The organism is Leptospira biflexa serovar Patoc strain 'Patoc 1 (Paris)', assembly GCF_000017685.1.
Taxonomy (GTDB): domain Bacteria; phylum Spirochaetota; class Leptospiria; order Leptospirales; family Leptospiraceae; genus Leptospira_A; species Leptospira_A biflexa.
The window spans coordinates 2,700,629-2,720,878 of record NC_010602.1; the positions used below are offsets into that span (position 1 = coordinate 2,700,629).

Annotated in this window: 17 protein-coding genes; 7 read left to right on the forward strand and 10 right to left on the reverse strand. The window is 38.0% G+C overall.

All coding sequences use genetic code 11. The annotated features are described in order from the left end of the window. Positions 1-45: 45 nt before the first annotated feature. Genes LEPBI_RS12840 through LEPBI_RS12880 form a run of 9 tightly spaced genes read right to left on the reverse strand, consistent with a single transcriptional unit; the run spans position 46 to position 7,579 of the window. Entirely contained in the window at positions 46-1,752 is a 1,707-nt protein-coding gene (locus LEPBI_RS12840) for a site-2 protease family protein (RefSeq protein WP_012389549.1), read from the reverse strand. Then, positions 1,749-2,909 (reverse strand): 1-deoxy-D-xylulose-5-phosphate reductoisomerase, encoded by a 1,161-nt coding sequence (dxr, locus tag LEPBI_RS12845; RefSeq protein WP_012389550.1) that lies wholly within the window; start codon positions 2,907-2,909, stop codon positions 1,749-1,751. The genes LEPBI_RS12840 and dxr overlap by 4 nt, the downstream gene beginning before the upstream one ends. A 30-nt stretch (positions 2,910-2,939) precedes the next feature. After that, positions 2,940-3,851: a phosphatidate cytidylyltransferase gene (locus tag LEPBI_RS12850; RefSeq protein WP_012389551.1), complete on the reverse strand. Its 912-nt coding sequence runs from the start codon at positions 3,849-3,851 to the stop codon at positions 2,940-2,942. Further along, positions 3,848-4,561 (reverse strand): isoprenyl transferase, encoded by a 714-nt coding sequence (locus LEPBI_RS12855; RefSeq protein WP_012389552.1) that lies wholly within the window; start codon positions 4,559-4,561, stop codon positions 3,848-3,850. The genes LEPBI_RS12850 and LEPBI_RS12855 overlap by 4 nt, the downstream gene beginning before the upstream one ends. Positions 4,562-4,567: 6 nt before the next feature. Continuing rightward, complete coding sequence (frr, locus tag LEPBI_RS12860; protein ID WP_012389553.1) at positions 4,568-5,119, reverse strand: ribosome recycling factor; 552 nt, start codon at positions 5,117-5,119, stop codon at positions 4,568-4,570. Further along, a complete protein-coding gene (gene pyrH, locus LEPBI_RS12865; protein WP_012389554.1) occupies positions 5,109-5,855 on the reverse strand; it encodes a UMP kinase in 747 nt (248 codons plus the stop codon). The genes frr and pyrH overlap by 11 nt, the downstream gene beginning before the upstream one ends. Further along, positions 5,845-6,441: a translation elongation factor Ts gene (gene tsf / locus LEPBI_RS12870; protein WP_012389555.1), complete on the reverse strand. Its 597-nt coding sequence runs from the start codon at positions 6,439-6,441 to the stop codon at positions 5,845-5,847. The genes pyrH and tsf overlap by 11 nt, the downstream gene beginning before the upstream one ends. After that, positions 6,441-7,343 (reverse strand): 30S ribosomal protein S2, encoded by a 903-nt coding sequence (gene rpsB, locus LEPBI_RS12875; protein ID WP_012389556.1) that lies wholly within the window; start codon positions 7,341-7,343, stop codon positions 6,441-6,443. The genes tsf and rpsB overlap by 1 nt, the downstream gene beginning before the upstream one ends. 2 nt (positions 7,344-7,345) lie before the next feature. Then, complete coding sequence (locus LEPBI_RS12880; protein ID WP_012389557.1) at positions 7,346-7,579, reverse strand: hypothetical protein; 234 nt, start codon at positions 7,577-7,579, stop codon at positions 7,346-7,348. A 599-nt stretch (positions 7,580-8,178) separates the two neighbouring features. On the opposite strand from LEPBI_RS12880, the gene LEPBI_RS12885 reads away from it, so the two are divergent. The 3 genes from LEPBI_RS12885 to LEPBI_RS12895 all read left to right on the forward strand — a co-directional run bounded on the left by LEPBI_RS12885 (position 8,179) and on the right by LEPBI_RS12895 (position 15,308). Further along, complete coding sequence (locus LEPBI_RS12885) at positions 8,179-10,371, forward strand: bifunctional alpha,alpha-trehalose-phosphate synthase (UDP-forming)/trehalose-phosphatase (protein WP_012389558.1); 2,193 nt, start codon at positions 8,179-8,181, stop codon at positions 10,369-10,371. After that, on the forward strand, positions 10,352-12,130 hold the full coding sequence (locus tag LEPBI_RS12890; protein WP_012389559.1) for a glycoside hydrolase family 15 protein: 1,779 nt from the start codon (positions 10,352-10,354) through the stop codon (positions 12,128-12,130). Before LEPBI_RS12885 ends, LEPBI_RS12890 begins: the two co-directional genes overlap by 20 nt. 148 nt (positions 12,131-12,278) lie before the next feature. Beyond that, complete coding sequence (locus LEPBI_RS12895; protein WP_226992781.1) at positions 12,279-15,308, forward strand: PAS domain S-box protein; 3,030 nt, start codon at positions 12,279-12,281, stop codon at positions 15,306-15,308. Positions 15,309-15,388: 80 nt separating this feature from the next. Here the strand turns inward: LEPBI_RS12895 and LEPBI_RS12900 are convergent, their stop codons facing one another. Beyond that, a complete protein-coding gene (locus LEPBI_RS12900) occupies positions 15,389-15,850 on the reverse strand; it encodes a hypothetical protein (RefSeq protein WP_012476381.1) in 462 nt (153 codons plus the stop codon). A gap of 223 nt (positions 15,851-16,073) precedes the next feature. Here LEPBI_RS12900 and LEPBI_RS12905 point away from each other — a divergent pair, with 223 nt between their 5' ends. From LEPBI_RS12905 to LEPBI_RS12920, 4 genes are all read left to right on the forward strand, one after another. Further along, on the forward strand, positions 16,074-16,469 hold the full coding sequence (locus tag LEPBI_RS12905) for a VOC family protein (protein WP_012389563.1): 396 nt from the start codon (positions 16,074-16,076) through the stop codon (positions 16,467-16,469). A 38-nt stretch (positions 16,470-16,507) separates the two neighbouring features. Beyond that, positions 16,508-17,377, forward strand: coding sequence for an AraC family transcriptional regulator (locus LEPBI_RS12910; protein ID WP_012389564.1), 870 nt, complete (start codon positions 16,508-16,510; stop codon positions 17,375-17,377). Between the two features lie 157 nt (positions 17,378-17,534). Further along, the gene (locus LEPBI_RS12915) at positions 17,535-18,368 is read left to right on the forward strand and encodes an SGNH/GDSL hydrolase family protein (RefSeq protein ID WP_012389565.1); all 834 of its coding nucleotides are present in this window, start codon (positions 17,535-17,537) and stop codon (positions 18,366-18,368) included. Positions 18,369-18,608: 240 nt separating this feature from the next. Next, positions 18,609-20,189 (forward strand): methyl-accepting chemotaxis protein, encoded by a 1,581-nt coding sequence (locus LEPBI_RS12920; RefSeq protein ID WP_012389566.1) that lies wholly within the window; start codon positions 18,609-18,611, stop codon positions 20,187-20,189. The last annotated feature ends 61 nt before the right edge of the window (positions 20,190-20,250 follow it).

Below are 20,250 nucleotides of genomic sequence, written 5' to 3' on the forward strand. Positions count from 1 at the left end.
CAATTTTCTCTTTTTGATTAACAATCTAACAATTCAAAGTATACTTTAAAAAATACGCATCACATCATTAAAGGATACATAAAGACCAAGTCCGATGAGAAAGAAAAATCCCAAACGGAAGATGGCTTCAATGGCTTTTCTAGGAAGTGGTCTTCCTGTGATAGCTTCATATGCATAGAGTACAATGTGTCCGCCGTCAGCCATGGGGATGGGAAGTAAATTCATGACCATAAGTGCCAACGAAATTTTAGCAACAAAATCAAGGTAGGTCACCCAACCATATTCCAAACTAATCCCTGCGATTTGCACAATCCCGATGGGTCCAGATAAATTTTCTTTTGGAGACAACAAACCCGAAAACAACATCCCAATCCCTTTTAAGGTTGTGGAAACATTCTCATACACTTTATTTCCAGCACCAACAAACGAAGAGTATACGGTAGATTCCTTTTGTAATTTTTCAGCTTCAAATTTCATGGAAGCTCGAAATCCAAGTAAACCAATGGGTTTTAAATTCACATCAGCGAAGTATCTCATATTCCCAATCCAAATTTCTTTTCTGCCAACATTCGTTTTCAAATAGTTGGTTAACGAATCAGAGGAATCAAACATTTGGTTCTGGATTTTTAAATTCGAGAGACGATTTTCGATTTCAGCGTCATAACTATCCAATCGAAAATAAGGGATTGCCAATTCTGGAAATTTTGGGTGTTCAATATTCCAAAATTCAAATACATTGGCACCTAACACTGGAATTTGAATCGTTACTTTTTCAGTTGCCCAAGGTGTGAGGAGTGGGTAAGTTTTTCGTTCCACTTCCACAGGAATGGTTTTTCCTTGGTGTTTTCCTAATTCTGTTTGTAATTCAGGAACCGTATGAACGTCTACACCCGCTACAGTGAGGATCATGTCTCCATCTTTTAAAAAAGACAAAGCTCGACGTCTGAGCGATTTTTCCCGTTCTGCGATTTCATGTTGTTTTAGAAGTTCTTCTGGGATTTCCGTTTTCCGTTCTTCTATTTTTTCCTGGAAATAGGCTGAAGATTTGTCTTCTTTATCTAAAACATTTGCCATAAAATGGCCGATTTGTTCTCCATAGGTAAAGGTTGCGACTACCCTTCTTTCGCCGTATGGCATGACACCAATGGTCGGGTGTCCACCAGCCGAATACAAATTGGGAACGATCGAAACGGACTTGGTTTCTTCGCCACGTTTGAAAGTGACTTCAATCGGATCCCCTGATGTCAAACTCACATTGGTGAAAATATCTTCAAAACTTTCTGTTGGTTTTCCATTTACAGAAAGGATCAAATCACCAGTTCGAAGGCCAGCACTGTATGCGGGGCTTGCAACCTTATTTGCATCTTCTATGAAAATACGATTCGAAGAAGGACTATCACCCGATAGTTCTAAAATAAACAATAATATAAAACCTAACACCAAATTGGCGAAAGGACCACCGAGTACAGGGATCATCCTTCGCAGTGGAGGTGTGGCAAGCAAATCACCTTGCCTTGGTTTTTTGTTTTTGCTATAATCATCTCCACGAAACAAAACATAACCACCCACTGGGATGGCAGTGATTTGGTAGATGGTTTTTCCAATCCTTTTTTTCCAAATCCCTTTTCCGTAACCTAACGAAAATATGCGGGCTTCAACGCCCACCAATTTTCCACATAAGAGGTGCCCCAATTCATGGATAAAAATCGATACAGCCAACATGAATACAGCGCCAAGTATCATTATGATCATGTAGTCACTCCCCCTTGATTAAATTCTCTTTGGATATAATTTCGTGTTTCTTGGTCTTTTTCCAAATACCCATCTAACGTTTCTGGAAATACGTTCTCAATTTGGTTCAGAGCCGACTCGATGAGCCTTGGAATTGTGGTGAAAGAAATTTTTTCTTCTAAAAATAAAGCGACTGCCTCTTCGTTTGCGGCATTAAAGATACCTGGAGCCGCACCACCTGCTTTCCCTGCTTGGTAGGCCAGTAACAATCCCGGATATCGCTTCGTATCTGGTGGGAAAAATTCAAACGTGTTCCAAGTCGAAGGTTTTCGTTCGATGAGCATTTGAGGTGTTGGATTGGGATAAAATAAAGAGTGAGCAATGGGATAGACCATATCGGGATGGCTTGCATATAACAAACAAGCACCGTCTGTCGTTTCGATGATCCCGTGGGTGATTGACTGAGGATGAATCACCACCTCGATCTCGTCATACGAAAATCCAAAAAGAAAATGCGCTTCGATCACTTCTAATCCTTTGTTGATAAGACCTGCTGAATCCACTGTGATTTTGGGACCCATGGACCAAGTAGGATGATTGAGCGCCTGTTTTACGGATACATGTTCCAATGCTTCCAAGGGAAGGGTTCGAAAACTTCCTCCCGAAGCCGTGAGAGTGATAGCTCGGATATTGGACCTTGTTTCTCTTTCGATGAGTTGGAAGAGTGCATTGTGTTCAGAATCCACAGGGACCATGACGGTATTGTGTTTTGCCACCAATCGATTGATAAGAGGTCCAAAGGTAACAAGCGTTTCCTTATTGGCGATGGCAATTTTTTTCCCGGCTTCAATGGCAGCAATCGTTGGTAACACTCCGCGTGCTCCCATCACTGCCGTCACCACCACACCAACAGATGGCAATTGTACCAAATCAATGAGTGCTTTATCTCCATACAAAATTTTTGTTGAGAGATACGAATCGCCAAACTTCCCCACTAACTTGGGATCTGTGATACAAATGACTTCTGGAGAAAATTCTTCTACCAAGGCCTTTGCTACATTCCAATTGGAATGAACGGAAAAACTACGTAAATCAAATTGGTCAGGGAATTGTCGGAGTACCTTCACTGTGGAAGTACCAACAGAACCAGAGATTCCTAATACCGAAACACCTACCATATAGAACTTAGACAGTCTGATTCAAATGAATCAGACGGGGAATCCAAGGAAACCTTTGAAAACTAAATAATAATAAATCGCAGGCACAGTGAAAAGGAGTGCATCTGCTAAATCGAGAATTCCGCCGTGGCCAGGGATAAGACTTCCTGAGTCTTTGATTTTGGCATCCCGTTTCATGGCTGACTCTGCCAAATCTCCCATGACAGAAATCACAGAAATCACAAAGGATAAGATAATGGTCTCTAAAATTCCCACTGGTAACTTCACACCGCTGAAATGTTCCCAAGTAAAATTTAAAACTTGTGCCCCAATGACAGCCGTTAGGTTTCCAACAACATATCCTTCCCATGTTTTTTTCGGGGAAATTTTTAAGCCGGCTGGGTGTTTTCCAAACCAACGACCACCAAAATACGCACCCGCATCACTCATAAATGTGATCACAGAAACGAGGAAGATATAATAAGCTCCAAACGGAAGTGCAAGTAACAATAAAAAATGCCCAATCGGAATCGCGATATAAATAGGACCAAGCATGGTTCCACCGACTGAGAAAAGTGCACCATCTAACGGTCGTTTCAGGATTTGTAATATCCAAACCGTAATGGAGAGTGCCACTAACAAAAAAGGAATCGGATGGAAACCTTCTCGTAATATTTTGGAAAACTCTAATACAAATCCAGGAGGTGTGACCTCAAACTGTAGTCCCAAAAATTGGATGTAATACACAGTAAAGATCAAAAGGGAAAAGAGTAACCCAGTTCCAAAAAATGGTTTGGATTCTTCTGTTTTGCAGAAGGCATACAACTCTTTTAATCCGAGATAAATCATCACAACACCAAAGGTATAAAATTCCAAGTAGTACCAGGAACTATGAAAGATCATGAATACATATACAAAAGTGAGTACAATTGCAGACAAAATACGGAGTGTCGTTTCACTCATAACAAACCACCAAATTTACGTTTTCGGGAATCAAAAAAAAGAAGAGCTTCCTCGAGTGAGGTCCTTCCAAAGTCAGGCCAAAGTGTACTCGTAAAATACATTTCTGCATATGCACTTTGCCATAATAGAAAGTTAGAAATCCTTTGTTCGCCCGCAGTTCTGATCAATAAATCTACGGGTGGCAAAGGGGATGTATACAAATATTTTTCAAATTCTTTGGGGGAAATGGGTTTGTCCAAAGTTTCTTTTTTGGCCTTACGTGCCGCCATCACACGTGAAAAATTACTCAAAATTTCTTCATGCCCACCATAGTTCAAACAAAAGTTAGCAGTCAGTTTTTTGTTTTTTTTGGTCACGGCCATTGCGTGGTCGATTTTTTTGAGAACTGTTTTGGAAAGTTTATTCCTGGCACCACTGTGATGGATACGAATGCCTTTTGCGTGGATGGTATCAAGGCGAGTTTCAATAAACTCAACTAACAGACCAAAGATGGCTTGGATTTCAGTGATAGGACGTTTCCAATTTTCTGTGGAAAAGGCATAAAGGGAAATATTTGGGATTTTATATTCCAAGGCCACATCCAAGAGGCGATCAATTGCATTTGCCCCTTCTCTATGGCCTTCGGTTCTTTTTTTCCCTTGGTTTTCCGCCCACCTACCATTTCCGTCCATAATGACAGCAATGTGCGCGGGGATCGTATGCAACTTCATAGGAAATTAAAGAGTTGTGATCTCTTTTTCTTTTTCCTTTTCTAAATCTCCCAATTTGGCAATATAAGAATCCGTAATTTTTTGGATTTTGTCTTGGTGGCCTTTCACTTCATCTTGGGACATTTCTGATTGGTGTTTTTTCAATTCATCATTGGCATCGCGACGGATGTTACGAATCGCAACTTTTTTTTCTTCCGCTTTTTGTTTCACCACTTTTGCGAGCTCTTTTCGTCTTTCTCCCGTGAGTTCAGGGATATTGATACGAATGCTGGAGCCATCGTTATTCGGTGTGAGTCCAAGACTTGCTGCAAAAATTGCTTTTTCGATGTCTTTCAACATTCCTTTTTCAAAAGGAGTGATGAGAATCACGCGCGGTTCCGGGCATGCAATTTTACCAAGTTGGTTTAAGGGAGTGAGTGTTCCGTAGTAGTCCACTCTCACATCTTCCACCATCATAGGGTTTGCTTTTCCCGTACGAATTGTACCAAAATCTTTTTTTAAGGCATCAACTGTTTTGTCCATTTTGGACTGCATGGATTTTATAATTTCATCTACCATCTAGAATCACTTCCTCTGAATTGGAGATGAGTGTACCAATTGGTTCCCCATCGATCAATTTTCTTAAATTACCTGCTTTAAAAATATCAAACACTATGATGGGCATATTATTATCCATACATAGACTGAGTGCAGTTGAATCCATTACCTTTAAGCGGTGTTTGATGGACTCCATAAAGGAAACTTGTAAATACCGTTTTGCACTTGGATCTTTTTTTGGATCGGCTGTGTACACACCATCCACTTTCGTTGCCTTTAAAATTACTTCACAACCAACTTCCACTGCCCGTAAAGAGGCCGTTGTGTCTGTTGTAAAGTATGGATTTCCTGTTCCACCAGCAAAAATAATCACACGATTTTTTTCTAAGTGGCGAACCGCTCGTCTACGAATGTAAGGTTCTGCAACAGATTTCATTTCGATGGCGGAAAGAACCCGGGTAAACATCCCTTGTTTTTCGCATGCATCTTGTAAGGCGAGTCCATTCATGATGGTACCAAGCATACCCATATAATCGGCAGTGGCTCGGTCCATTCCCGACTTTGCTAATGTTTCGCCGCGGATCATATTCCCACCGCCAACAACCACAGCAACCTCGAGACCTAAGTCATGAACTTCTTTGATTTGTCCGGCAAGTGAGAATGTTTTGTTGGTATCAATACCAAGTTCACCCTCACCGGCGAGTGCCTCGCCGGAGATTTTAATGAGGATTCGTTTGAAACGCGGACTAGTTCCCACCTACTTGGAACCTCGAGAACCTACCAACAGTAATGTTCTCTCCAAATTTTGCAATGGCCTCTTGGAGCAGGTCATTGATGGTTTTGGAGTTGTCACGGATTGATTTTTGGTGGATGAGACAAATGTCTTCATAGTATTTTTTCATTTTACCAGGAAGGATCTTCTCAATTTGGTCTGCCTTTTTCCCTTCTTTTTCAAGAAGTGCTTTTTGCACACTCATCTCATTTTCGATTTCAGACTTGGGAATGGATTCTTCGCTCACATACAGTGGGCTCATCGCAGTGATTTGCAATGCAATCTCTTTGCCAAGGGCTTCAAACGCTTCGTTGTTTGCAACGAAATCAGTTTCACAGTTAAGTTCCACTAGAACTCCTGTTTTCCCTGTTCCGTGAACATAAGCGATCACTTTCCCTTCGCCAGTTTCGCGACCAGCTCGTTTTGCCGCTTTCGCTAAACCTTTTTCTCTTAAATAGGTAACTGCTTTTTCAATATCGCCACCCTTTTCTTCGAGGGCTTTTTTGCAGTCCATCATTCCCGCGCCCGTACGTTCGCGGAGATCTTTGATTTGTTCGGAGCTAACAGCCATTACTCTTTACCTTCTGCTGGTTTTTCTTCTGTTACAACTTCTACGACAGCTTCTGCTACTTTTTTAGCAGCTTCTGGATCCACTGGGATGTCTTTTGCGACTGGAGGAAGTTCATCGTCCATAATGAATTTTCCGGACTCATCATACTCACCTTGGTATTCAAGAGCAAGTTGTTCTGCGTCCATATCTTCTGCAAAATTCGTTTGGATGACTTCTCCACCTGTTCCTTCAAGGACAGCATTTGCCATTGTATCAAGGAATAAAGAAATGGCACGGATCGCATCATCGTTACCTGGAATTGGGTAATCGATTGGTTCTGGATCACAGTTTGTATCAATCACAGCAAACACTTTCAAACCAAGTTTTTTTGCTTCTTTGACAGCAATTTCTTCTTTTTTAGGATCGATGACAAAAAGAATTTCAGGAACAACAGCCATATCCTTAATCCCACCAAGTGTTTGGCGGAGTTTCTCTAACTCACGTTTGAGGGAAAGTGCTTCTTTTTTTGTTCTAGCTTCTTGTTCGAAAGAGTTGTTCTCTTCCATTTGCTCAAGTCGTTTCAAACGAGCAATTGACTTCTTTACAGTATTCCAGTTTGTTAAAAGTCCACCTAACCAACGGTTAGATACATAATACATACTACATGCTTGTGCTGCTCTTTCAATCGCACCGCGAGCTTGTTTTTTAGTTCCCACAAACAAAACTTTTTTACCTTGGCCGGTAAGTTTTTTCAAAGCATCGTAAGCTTCTTTTGTTTTTTGAACTGTTTTTTGAAGGTCAATGATGTGGATCCCGTTACGAGCCGTATAAACATAAGGACTCATTTTTGGATTCCAACGACGTGTTTGGTGACCGAAGTGTACGCCTGCTTCTAGCAGACTTTTCATGGAAATTACTGACATACTTACCCCTTTTTTAGTGCGAGATATCCAGACGCTACAAGACCAACGATACTTGCAGGGGTTAGCTGGAACTCGACTTTAATTATATAAAGCTCAAAAGATACTGGTGACTCGAACAAAAACTTGGAAAGAGTATTTGTGCCAAAGAGTCTGTCTAAGACAACTCCTGCCACAGCTCCCGCCATTAGTCCCAAAAAAAGTACCAAAAGTAGGTTCCCCATCTGGGTTTTGTTCATCCAAAAGCACCTTTCTCTAGCTTTCCTGTCAGGATCTGGAATTTGGGCAGAATGTCAAGGGGAAAGGGTTTGTATGGTTTCAAAATTGGATCTCTCGGCGCCAATGGCACCAAAACTTAGGCAGAAAATTCCCATTTTGGGTTGGGGCGGCTCCGAATCATTTTGATTGCCAAATCCGTTTTCAAAAGGACCGGGCTCTTCGTTCCAATCTCCACTACGCTCCGATTTCCACTGCGATCCCTGCCGCAGAACAGACTCCAAGATCTGGAAGTTCAATCTTAGGGAATTTCCTTTTTCTTTGGTTCCAAATCCAGTTGAGCGACCATGGAATCACCACAACTTACCTTCGGATGATATGCCACCTAACGTAAAATTTTGGATCCCCATTACATTTGGATCCATTGTGTAGAGTTGTATAATTGTATTCCATCTTCTGATCCAAATGCCATCATGATTTTTCGATTCGTTACATATTTTTTAGAACCATCCACTCGCATCATAAGTCTAATGAGTTTATAGAAAGAATATTAGATATTTCAAATATCATTTTTTTCAAAGAAACCCCTTGCCATATAGTTTTCATCTGTTCTCATTGAAACATGAGACTGATCCTTGTATCCAACAGGTTACCAGTCCAATGGGACGGAACACCCAATGTCGGTGGACTTGCCACTGGTCTTTCTAGTTTTCTTTCCCGTTGGAAATCACTTGGAAATGAAGTGGTTTGGGTGGGCTGGCCTGGTAAATCCATCCCAGAAAAAGAACAACGAAACTATTCCAAAAAAATGTTGGAGGAACATGGAACAATCCCAGTGTTTCTAAAACAAAAGTTAGCCGATTCTTTTTACAATGGCTTTTGTAACAAAACCATTTGGCCCCTCTTCCATTATTTCACTGCTAATTGTGAGTTTTCTGATTTAACCTTTGCCTCTTATGAAGAAGCAAACCAAGAATTTGCAAAAGCCATAAAAGAAATTTACCAACCTGGAGATTGGGTTTGGGTGCATGATTACCATCTATTCCTTCTCCCTGGAATCTTAAGGAGTGAATTCCCAAATATCCTTTTATCTTTTTTCTTACACATACCCTTCCCTACCTTTGAAGTCTTTCGTTTACTCCCAGAACGAATCCGAAGCAAAATACTCGAAGGAGTTTTGGGTGCAGATCTCATTGGATTTCATACACAAAGTTACACTCAATATTTCTTACGATCCCTACTTCGCTGTTTAGGAATTGAAAATGAAAGAGGTATCATATACTTTCAAAACCACCTAACTAAGGCAGCTGCTTTCCCTATGGGTATCAATGTAGAACAATTCTCCAAGTATGCAAACTCAGACGAATGTGAAACCATCGCAAACCAAATCAATGTGAACCACAAAAATCTGAAACAAATCCTTTCCGTTGACAGATTGGATTATACAAAAGGAGTCTTACAAAGATTAAACGCATTCGAATTGTTTTTAAAAAATAACCCCCAATGGATCAAAAAATGTAAACTTGTTTTGGTTCTTGTCCCCTCTCGAACAGACGTATCCTCCTACCAATCCATGAAACGTGCCATCGATGAAAAGATAGGTGCCATCAATGGGAGTTTTGGTACGTTAGATTGGACACCTATTTTGTATCAGTACAAAGGATTTCCATTTGAAGAACTAGTTCCGTTATATAAAAACACTCATGTTATGTTAGTCACACCTTTTCGAGATGGAATGAATTTAGTGGCAAAAGAATTTTTGGTGTCACAAAAAAATGGGATGTTGGTACTAAGTGAGATGGCTGGTGCGTCTGCAGAATTACCAGAAGCCATCCTAGTGAATCCCAATGATTTGAGTGGGATGGCAGATGCAATCAAAGAAGCCATCGAGATGGAAGAATCAGAAATTAATATCCGTAACCAAGTGATGGTTTCTCGTTTAAAAGAGAATTCAGTCATGGAGTGGGCAAAAAAAATCTTTAACGAAACAGAAGAGACAGCAAATCAAAACTTAAACTTCCAAACAAAATCGATTCCCCCTCACTCTGATTCGTTACTTCCGAAATCCAATTCTCCAATTTTCATTTTGTTTGATTATGATGGCACATTGGTTCCATTCCAGTCCTTCCCTCATTTAGCAGTCCCTTCCAAGGAACTTGTGAATTCCCTCACTCAACTATCAAAGTTTTCCAATGTCTCGGTTGCGATCATCAGCGGAAGGGATCGCAAATTTTTAGAATCAATATTTTTTGACATGCCCTTCCATTTAGTAGCAGAACATGGAGCTTGGCACCGAGCTCCCAATCAAACAGAATGGCAGGCATTATTTTTTTCCAATGCGGAATGGAAAAAAGAAATCAAATCACATTTAGAAGAATTTTCGAAACGAGTTCCAGGTTCCTTCACAGAGGAAAAAGAATTTTCGCTCGTTTGGCATTTTAGAAATGCAGATCCTGATATAGGATTAAATGCCGCAAGAGAAATGTTAGACGAACTATCCCAAATATCATCAAACAGCGGTTTTTTTGTCCAAAGAGGAAACAAAATCATAGAAGTGAGAGAATACGGAACTGGAAAAGGGAAAGCTGCTTTAAAAATCCTTCCCAACACTTCGATTCAAACCTTTGTTTTTGGAGATGACACAACTGACGAAGATATGTTTCGCGAGTTGCCAGATCATGCCATCAGCGTCAAAATTGGGAAATCAGAAACCATCGCAAAATTCCGATTCCAATCAACAGATGATGTTCATCTATGGATACAAAATTTAATCAAACACTTAACAAAGGTTCATCATGACGTTACACAAATATAACACAGGGATTATAGGAAACGGAAGTTACATCGCACATATCAACACTCATGCAGAAGTTGTTTGGATGTGTTGGCCATATTTTGATAGTTCTCCTATTTTTGGGAACCTTTTAGATAAAACATGTGGTAATTTTAGTATTCAATCAAGTTCAAAAATCATTTCTACCAATCAGGTTTACTTAGAAAATACAAATATCCTAAAGACAGAAATCCATACAGAAACAGGATCATTTGCCGTCTTCGATTTTGCACCGCGATACTACCAAAACGGAATCTTACATTGTCATCGCAATTTTTATAGAAAGGTAGTTCCTATATCTGGTGATATCAAAATTCAAATTAAAATTGAGCCATCGTATGGCTATGGGAAACAAAAATTGAATCCCTACCTTGTCGCAGATCGCATTGAATACAAATCGGATGAATTCCAATTCCAAATACGATCCAATGTATCCCCGAACCAAATCCTAAAAGAAAAAGAATTCCATCTAAACCAAACCATCTATCTTGCTCTCATCGAATCCGAATCAATAGAGACTCCGCTCCATCAATTCATCGAAGAAGAACTCTCAAAAACAAAACAATACTGGCAAAACTGGGTTAAACATTGTACGATTCCTAATTTTGCGCAAAAACAACAGATACGCTCCGCATTATGTTTAAAACTACACCAATTCCAAGAAACGGGTGCCATTATTGCTGCCTCCACGACAAGTCTACCAGAATCACCAAATTCCGGTAGGAACTGGGATTACCGTTATTGTTGGTTACGCGATGGATTTTACACTCTTTTGGCCTTAACCAATCTTGGACAATTCGAAGAACTAGAACATTACTCACAATACATAAGCAACCTAACACCAGCAGATGACGGAAGATTCCAACCACTGTATAGCATATTTGGAGAAAACCTGATTGAAGAATCGGTTTTGGATTTGGATGGATACTTAAAAAATCAACCAGTTCGAATTGGAAATTCAGCTTATACTCATAAACAAAACGATGCCTATGGTCAAATTTTGTTGTCACTCTTACCTTTGTATCTGGATGAAAGAATCCCTGAAAAAAATAGATTCCATAATTTAAATCTAATTCAAAAGATTTTAGACCAAATTCAAATCACCATGAACGAACCAGATGCAGGGTTATGGGAGTTTCGAAATTTTTCACAAAAACATTGTTATACGTATCTATTCCATTGGGTAGGTGCAAAAGCAGCAAAAGAGATTGCTATCAAACTTGAAAAAACTGACCTGATCAAAAAAGCAGAACATCTAATGGCAGAAGCCTCCTCCAATATTGAAAGTTGTTATGACTTTGAACTCGGTTGTTATACACAAGCACAAGGGAAAAAAGATTTGGATGCAAGTTTGTTACAGCTGATCACGCTGGGATATTTAGATCCAAAATCAGACAAAGCGAAATCTCATTTGCTTGCAATTGAAAAACAATTGAAAACAAAAGAAGGATTTATCTATCGTTACCTGCATAAAGACGACTTTGGAAAACCAGAAACTACATTTTTAGTTTGTACGTTTTGGTACATTGAAGCTCTTGCTTTTATGGATCGATTAGAAGAAGCAATCCATCTATTTGAATTTGTTTGCGAACATGCAAATCATGTAGGATTATTCAGTGAAGACATTGAATCGATTTCAGGTAGCCAATGGGGTAATTTCCCACAAACCTATAGCCACGTCGGTCTTGTGAACGCATCTCATAAAATTGCCTCCAAAATGAACAGAAGTCTCTTCTGGTAAATTCCATTCGATTCCCTGGTCCGCGTAATTTGTGTTGGTTCAGTTTCGCTTTCAGAAGTGCAGGTTTTGGTTACAAATTTTGTCTTGAAGGAATTCCTTTTCATGGGATACTAATGATCTCATAAAGCAGATGGAAACAAATGATGAAATGACTCTCGAGGAGGCAAAAGAAAAAATCGCCTATTTGGAGAATCTACTAAAAGATAGGAACCAAACCACTTACAAAACTATTTTCGACCAAGACGAAAATGCAGTTGTTGTATTTGACTTAGAAAGTGGACTTTTCATCGACTGCAATGCAAAATTAACTTCTGTTCTCGGATTCACAAAAGAACAATTATTAACTTTATCTGTCATCGATATCAGTCCCAAGTACCAACCAAATGGACAACCTTCAGAAGTCTTAGCCTTTCAATACATTGAAGATGGATTCAAATTTGGAACTGTAAAATTTGATTGGGTTCACATCAACCACCTTGGGGAAGAAATTTTTTGTGAAGTCCAGCTATACAATTACATCCAAGAAGATGGGAAACGTTTTGCAAAAGGAGTGATTCAAAAAAAAGACCAAATCCTTGAGTTACAAAAAAAACTAGATGAAAAAGAAAAATTATTATCAAAAGTCACAAAAACTTTACCTGCCATCATTTATATCCAAGACCTAGCTACAGACGAATTTTTATATTTAAACAATAGTATCGAAAGTTTTTTAGGTTTCGAAGTTGAACCAATCTTAACTTACGAATTCTTAATCAAACATATTCTACACCCAGACGACCTTGACTTGATCAATACACACGCAAAAAAGATGTTAGATGAAAAAAATACTGATATCTATGTTCTTGACTTTCGAGTATTTCATAAAAATGGGAACGTTCATTGGTTTCGTGTTTGGGAAACCAATTTTTCTTTCAATAAAGATGGAATACCGACGGAAGTATTGGGTGTTGCTCAAGATATTACGAATACCAAAAGAATTGAATTAGATTTAAAGAAACAAAATGAACTGAGTGAAGAAATCAGACGTATCTCTAAGTCAGGAGTTTGGGAATGGACAACACAATCAAATTTAATGTTTTGGACTCCAGATTTATACCACTTACTCAAAGTGAATCCAAACCAATTCAATCCCACCATCCAATCTTTCATTCAATTCTTTTCGGAAACTAGTAAATCTATCTTCATTGAAGCTTTGAACAAAGCAGAAAAAGAATTTTCTCCATTTGATTTGGAACTTGAAATCGCAGGGGATCCAAATTTTTGGGTTCGTGTTCAAGGCAAATCCATCCATTCTGAAACCGATAAAAATATTATCATAGGTAGTATTGAAGATATTGATGACACCAGAAAAAAAAGGATTGCTTTACTCGAAAACGAAGCCCGTTTTCATCAAGTAGCAAACCAAACAGGACTTATCATTTATGATTACGACATCAAACATGATAAAATCACATGGGACGGAGCCATTCAATCTGTTTTAGGTTATGATATTGAGGAATTCAACCATTTAGATATCGAAGGTTGGTTGAATTTAATCCATCCTGATGATCGAATGTTTACAAAAGAGTTACTAGCCGATGCAATTGGGACTAGAAGTCCATATCACGCATTTTATCGAATTCGCAGAAAAGACAATATTTATATCCCCATCGAAGATAGAGGAACATTTATAAACTCTGACATCTTCACTGATCCAAGACAAGTGGGAGTATTGGAAAATGTATCTGCAAAGTTTGAATTTGAATCCAAATTACAAAGTAAGGAAGAACGATTTCGAAATTTTTATAATTTTGCGAGTGAAGCAATCATTATTACCGAAGGAGATTTGATCATAGATGCAAACCTTGCATTTAGAAAGTTATTTGGTTATGAATCCATTCAAAATGTATATGTAAATGAAATTATTGCGGACCCACTTTGGAATGGAATTTATAACAAAGACAAAAGTTTTTCTCTAGAAGGGATCAAAAAAGATGGAACTTTAATTCCGATTCAAGTGAACAAAAAGGAAATCGAAGAAGGAAAATTCATTTTGTCCTTTATTGACCTAACTCTGATTAACGAAGCTGAGTCAATTAAAGTTGCATTGAAAGAAATCCAAGAAAAAAATAATCTCATCATCAATCAAAAATATGAATTAGAAAAAACGATTGATGAACTTAAATTAACCCAATCGCAATTGATTCAGAATGAAAAAATGGCATCATTAGGTCAGTTAATTGCTGGGATTGCACATGAAATCAACAACCCAATGGGAGCAATCCAAGCATCAAGCCAACTCATCTTAGAAAATATCAAAAACCAAATCCTAAACCAAGACAAAATCATCCAATTATTATCTACCATAAAAACAGAAAAACGCGAGTTATACTTTCAATGGATGGTAAGTTCATTCATTAAAAGAAATCACCTTCATGGCTCGGAAGCGCGAAGAGTAAAAAAATCCATACGAGAAAGATTAGAAAATTTAGGTTGTAACGATTCTGAATATATTGCTGAGGAAGTTGTAGATTTAGGTGTCCAAGACTGTTTGCCAATGATCGAACAACTATGTCATGACGAAGACTTTTTGGAATTCTTTAATTACGGAATGGTATATATACATACGACCCAAAACTTGAATTCGATTTTGGAATCAATCCAACGTGTTTCGAAAATTTTATATGCACTCAAAAACTTTTCTCATTTTGATAAATATGGAGAAAAAACCATGACCGATTTAATCTCCAATATCGAAACAGTTTTAATCCTATACAATAGCCAAATCAAATCAGGAATCGAAGTCATCCGAGAATATCCGAGTTCACAAGTTTTCTTATATTGTTATCCTGATGATCTCATCCAAGTTTGGACCAATTTGATTTTTAATGCCATCCAAGCCATGTCTTACAAAGGGATCCTTTCAGTATCTATCAAAGAAACCGAAGTTGATGAAAATCGAAAGAAATGGATTCAGGTGAGCATTGAAGATAATGGATGCGGAATCAAAGCTGAAATCAAAGATAAAATCTTTGAACCATTTTTTACAACAAAAGAGTTAGGTGAAGGAAGTGGCCTAGGTTTGGACATTGTAAAGCGTGTGGTCCTAAAACATGAAGGCCGAATTGAGGTAGAATCACAACCAGGAAAAACAATTTTTACGATCCTTTTGCCAATTCCCGAAGACACAACCCATTGAAGTCCTAAGACAACTGTGACGATGATGTGGTTCGCTCGAAGTATCCTTATATAGGCATCTAAAATTTTTTGTTCCAAAATTCACATACTCAGTGGAGTCCCAGGACCTGGCCCAAACAAACCTCGACAAATAGGGAAATTAGGCCGCAAAGCGGAATTGGCTTTTTGGATGGTTTCACATGGATAAAATAAGATTTCATTGATACAGACAACCAAGTCTTTTTTTTCTACATGTGTGTGAAGTGACTTACAACTTCGTAATGATTTTTCTGAATTTTTATAGAAGGAAGTGCGATCACAACTTCCTTTTAAAGTACTCGTGTGGTAACTACCAGAAAGAAGCGCCAAATCGATATTTTGTGGGCAAAGTGACCGCTTGACAATGACCGCACTATAAAATTGGCGAAGAGCATAATCACGCGACACCATGCTTTCATCCATATCATTTTTTGTATCGAAGTACAAATCACCGACACAACTGAAACTGAAACATATCACGATTAAAATTGTGGTTATTTCGGTTAGTTTTAATTCAAAACGCATACCATTAAACGTTCGTTATCTCATTATTTGTCAACAAATTCAACAATTCAGAAACTTTTTTGAAATTCAAAATATTATTTTTTTTGTAAAAAAAAACATTACTGTGACAATTGAAAGTAATTACTCATTTCCTCTTTTTTTAATTTCGAATCAAAAAAATCGCAAAAACGATCCAATCTAGATTCTTTTTTCCATATATATTATTTAGGACAAGGAGATAGATATGGCATTCCAACAAATCCAAACTGGAATCATTACTGAAAAATTAAAAGAGACGAAAGAATTTTACCAAACATGGTTAGGATTAGAAATTAAATTTGAGACAGAATGGTTCATTCTTCTCTGTTTACCCAATCAACCTGAAATTGAACTTGCAATCATGGCACCAAACCAAGTTCAGGTGAGAAAACCGTATTTCCAAAAACCGTATCAAAATGCAGGTGTATGGCTTATATTTGAAACAAAAGAGATCGAACAAGAATACCAAAAGATGAAAGAAAAAAAGGCACCTATTGACCTAACTTTAACAGAAGAAGAATGGGGTGACGTTCATTTTACACTAGTTGATCCAAACGGAATCGGAATTGATATTGTCCAAGAAAGAAATATGAATTCATAATAAAAATACCATTTGCTTTCCTTTTTTTAGGACAGTAGATGGTCTGTGTGAAGCCCAAACCAAATTTGTACCCAGTCTGGAAACAAATTGAAGAACAACTGGAAAAAGAAATTGGTTTGAATCAAATTGCATTTCTAACAGGGTATAGCGATTGGCACTTCCATCGATTTTTTAAATCCGTACAAAAGGAAAACATAAAGACCTATATCAAAAGACTACGATTGGAGAAAGCCGCCTATGAATTGAAGATTTCCAATTTCCCAATTTTGGAAATTGGGATGGAAGCTGGATTTTCTTCTCACGAGGCATTTACGAAAGCATTCAAACGTGTGATTGGGATCACTCCTTCTGAATTTAGAAAAAAACACCAGATAAAAATGAAGGATCTCAGTTTATCACAACTCTCACTTCCAAGTGGATTGACAAAACATAGTTTCCAAAAGAAAACGATATCCCCTTTCTCCATTCTATTCATTCGCCATCTGGGGAGTTATCAATTGTTACCTGGTCCTATTCCCAATAGCAAAGAAATGATACAACTCAAAACATTGTTTTCAAAATGGGATCTTCTCGAATTCCATCATAAATGGATTGGGATTTCGCAAGATGATCCAGATGTCACATGCAAAGATAACATTCGTTTTGATCTTGGTTTTACAATCAGTGAAAAATTTCCAAGCCCTCCAGATGGTTTTGGAAAACAAACGATCCCTGGTGGGAATTACCTACAAATTCGTTACACTGGTGATTATGAAAATTTGCCCATGATTTATGATTGGATTCTGAATCAATATTGTATCGTATCAAAATTAAAATTGAAAAACAATCCACCTTGGGAGTGTTATCTGAATCCTTTTGAGCCAATTCCCGATAAAAGGATCACAGATATTTACATTCCTTTAGAATGATTGAACCCATATGATATCGATTTAGATTCAAACAATAGAGTTTCACTCTGATTGAATCAATTCAATGTTTGGTCTTTTTTGTTTTCTCCAATAAAATACACGAACTTAAAAAAAATTATTCTTTTTAAAAACCAAAGTTTCCGTTAGAATTCAACTCATGAAACGGATTCCCTATTTATTGATTTTTCTTCTATTAACCCTCGAATCTTGTGTAATCTTCCAAGCGACAAAAGTTCCTTCCAATAACACCAAAAACACACTCGCAGGTGACGTTTCCAAATCCCCTAAGATTGTATTTTTGGGTGATAGTATTACCCATGGCCGTGTGAGTTATGATTATGTGGAATCCATTCGTAATCATCCAAAACTGCAGAATGCGTTGGTGGTCAACGAAGGGATCAATAGTCGTTTGACAGTTCAAATTTTAGAAGAGTTAGATTCCGTCATCCAGCTAAAGCCAGATTATGTATTTTTACTCATTGGGACCAATGACCTGAAGGCAACTTTATCTCAAGAGGAATATGATCGATACGCAAGTTTGTGGAAATTAAAAGATCCAGTGACGGAAGATAGTTTTGCTCGCAATTTGAATTTGATTATAGAACGAATTCAAAAAAACACAAAAGCTAAAATCATTGTATCATCCCCGCCCGTTTTAGGCGAAGATCCAAAATCTATTCCTTTTTTAAGATCAAAACGGTTTGCAGAGCTCACAAAAGACGTCTGCGCAAAACATAAAGTAAGTTACATACCTCTACATGAAACGTTAACCAAAGAATTGGAATTACTGCCGAATCTTCCCAAAAAAGCATACGTACAAAGTACTTGGAGTATGTATTGGACCATTTTGAAGTATTATTCAACCACATCCTCATGGAATGATTTAGGAGAATCTAACGGATATTACTTTTTGACAGATGCCATCCATCTGAATGAACGCGGCGGAAAAATCTTTGAACAAATGATTTTAGAAACATTATTGTCTCCTTAAACCATTGATGGTCACGAGGAATCCTTTTCTATCGTTCCACTTGGATTCCTTCGGGAATCCCTATCAAATGCCAATATCACATTCATAAAATTGAATTTTCATACACAGTTTTCAGGAGAACTACGAATCATTTTGATCTCTTGAGGTTTTTCTTCCTCGACAATTTTCCTTTCTCTGGTTACAAACTTAGTTCCTTCAGAAATTGAAGCTTATTTTCGTCAAAAAAGATGAGGGGAAAACATGGCATTAGAAACAGATGAAATCCAAAGGTTTGAACGAACACTCTTCCGAAAAGGTGTTTCGCTCATCGTTTATACAAAATATGGACTCGCGATCATCTTTCTCTTAGGAGTTGCCTCTAACTATGCCACAAAAAGTTTTATCCCCAACTTAATTGGTTCTCTAGTTTTTTTAACCAATGCCTTGGTTCCTGGCTATCTTTTGAAAAAGGAAAAAGAAATTTCAAAGAGAATGGCTGCATCCATCATCTTCATCGACTTACTCATTATTCTATGTTTTTTTTATTTGGATATTTATAATAATTATACCAAAAACGACGCAAGTAATACATTGAGTAGTGGGATATTTTATATCATCTTTATCTTCATTGCGATCTATTCTAGTTTTTTATTCGAAACCAAATTGGTCATGGCAGTTGGATTGATTTCCACTCTTTTGTATCTCGGTGGAATTTACTTAACACATAAATTAGGTGCGGTTTTCATTCCCAAACCATTCCCTGAAATGCTTCGGGCAAACCACATCATCGTCACAACTGAAATTCAAAAAATTATCTTTTATTTTGGCGTGATATTTAGTTTGCGATTTGTGGTTTCACTCATGAGAGAAATGCAAAATGATCTAAAGGCAAAACTAAAAGAAAGTTTTCAAAAACAAAATTTTATCGAAAACAAATCGACTCAGTTGGAAAAATCGGCAAACACTCTCGCGTTGTCTGTCGAAAAATTACAATCGATGTCTGACGAACTTCATAACCAATCACAAAACCAGGCTGCTTCCGTAGAAGAGATTTCTGCATCTGTGGAAGAACTTTCTTCATCAGCAACAAGCTCTGCTAATTTGGTGGAAGACCAAGTCACACGCGTCAAAATTGTGGATCAAAATTTTTTATCTCTTCAAAACTTGAGCGAAAGTGTCAAAACCAAAACCACACAAATTGCAAAGGATGTAAGTCATTCCGCAGATTTCAGTAAAAAAGTCAAAATTTCGTCGGAAGAATTGAATGGAATTTACTCAGAACTGAACCAAGCATTTTCCAAAGTGGAAGAAATCAACCAAATGATGTCGGAAATTGCCGATCAAACCAACTTACTTGCGTTAAATGCTTCGATTGAAGCAGCCCGCGCTGGAGAACATGGCCGTGGTTTTGCAGTTGTTGCGCAAGAAGTGGCAAAATTAGCAGAACGTTCTCAATCCAACGCGGGAACCATTGCCAAAATTGTAAAAGATGCTGGTTTAAAGATCAACGAAGGAACTCGTTATTCCAAAGAAGTCAAATCCCAAGTGGAAAATCAAAATAGTGAATTATTACGCATCGAAACGGAAATCCTAAGTTTGGAAGGCCATGTCACGGAACAGGAAGTCCTAAATCAAAAACTCAGAAATACTTTTTCCGAACTCCATGTACTCTCTGAACAAATTGGGATCATAGCACAGGAACAAATGTCTGGGAGCCGAGAGATCAATCGGGCCATCACGGTCATCGACGAAACCACTCAAAAATTAGCGGATTCAGTCCAACTCCTCTATGAAGAGATTAGCGAAATCCACACCCAAGCAAAACAACTCCATCATGATTAGGGATTTAGATGAAACTGAATTTGGTTCTTCCCTAAAACCTGTCTTTACAAGAGTCTCTGCT

Excerpts from the sequence above, each read along its gene's own strand:
- LEPBI_RS12910 (WP_012389564.1), top strand. The coding sequence starts at position 16,508 with ATGGTCTGTGTGAAGCCCAAACCAAATTTGTACCCAGTCTGGAAACAA.
- LEPBI_RS12850 (WP_012389551.1), bottom strand. The coding sequence starts at position 3,851 with ATGAGTGAAACGACACTCCGTATTTTGTCTGCAATTGTACTCACTTTT.
- LEPBI_RS12895 (WP_226992781.1), top strand. The coding sequence starts at position 12,279 with ATGACTCTCGAGGAGGCAAAAGAAAAAATCGCCTATTTGGAGAATCTA.
- LEPBI_RS12885 (WP_012389558.1), top strand. The coding sequence starts at position 8,179 with ATGAGACTGATCCTTGTATCCAACAGGTTACCAGTCCAATGGGACGGA.
- LEPBI_RS12900 (WP_012476381.1), bottom strand. The coding sequence starts at position 15,850 with ATGCGTTTTGAATTAAAACTAACCGAAATAACCACAATTTTAATCGTG.
- dxr (WP_012389550.1), bottom strand. The coding sequence starts at position 2,909 with ATGGTAGGTGTTTCGGTATTAGGAATCTCTGGTTCTGTTGGTACTTCC.
- LEPBI_RS12855 (WP_012389552.1), bottom strand. The coding sequence starts at position 4,561 with ATGAAGTTGCATACGATCCCCGCGCACATTGCTGTCATTATGGACGGA.
- LEPBI_RS12890 (WP_012389559.1), top strand. The coding sequence starts at position 10,352 with ATGACGTTACACAAATATAACACAGGGATTATAGGAAACGGAAGTTAC.
- LEPBI_RS12915 (WP_012389565.1), top strand. The coding sequence starts at position 17,535 with ATGAAACGGATTCCCTATTTATTGATTTTTCTTCTATTAACCCTCGAA.
- LEPBI_RS12840 (WP_012389549.1), bottom strand. The coding sequence starts at position 1,752 with ATGATCATAATGATACTTGGCGCTGTATTCATGTTGGCTGTATCGATT.
- rpsB (WP_012389556.1), bottom strand. The coding sequence starts at position 7,343 with ATGTCAGTAATTTCCATGAAAAGTCTGCTAGAAGCAGGCGTACACTTC.
- LEPBI_RS12920 (WP_012389566.1), top strand. The coding sequence starts at position 18,609 with ATGGCATTAGAAACAGATGAAATCCAAAGGTTTGAACGAACACTCTTC.
- tsf (WP_012389555.1), bottom strand. The coding sequence starts at position 6,441 with ATGGCTGTTAGCTCCGAACAAATCAAAGATCTCCGCGAACGTACGGGC.
- LEPBI_RS12880 (WP_012389557.1), bottom strand. The coding sequence starts at position 7,579 with ATGAACAAAACCCAGATGGGGAACCTACTTTTGGTACTTTTTTTGGGA.
- frr (WP_012389553.1), bottom strand. The coding sequence starts at position 5,119 with ATGGTAGATGAAATTATAAAATCCATGCAGTCCAAAATGGACAAAACA.
- LEPBI_RS12905 (WP_012389563.1), top strand. The coding sequence starts at position 16,074 with ATGGCATTCCAACAAATCCAAACTGGAATCATTACTGAAAAATTAAAA.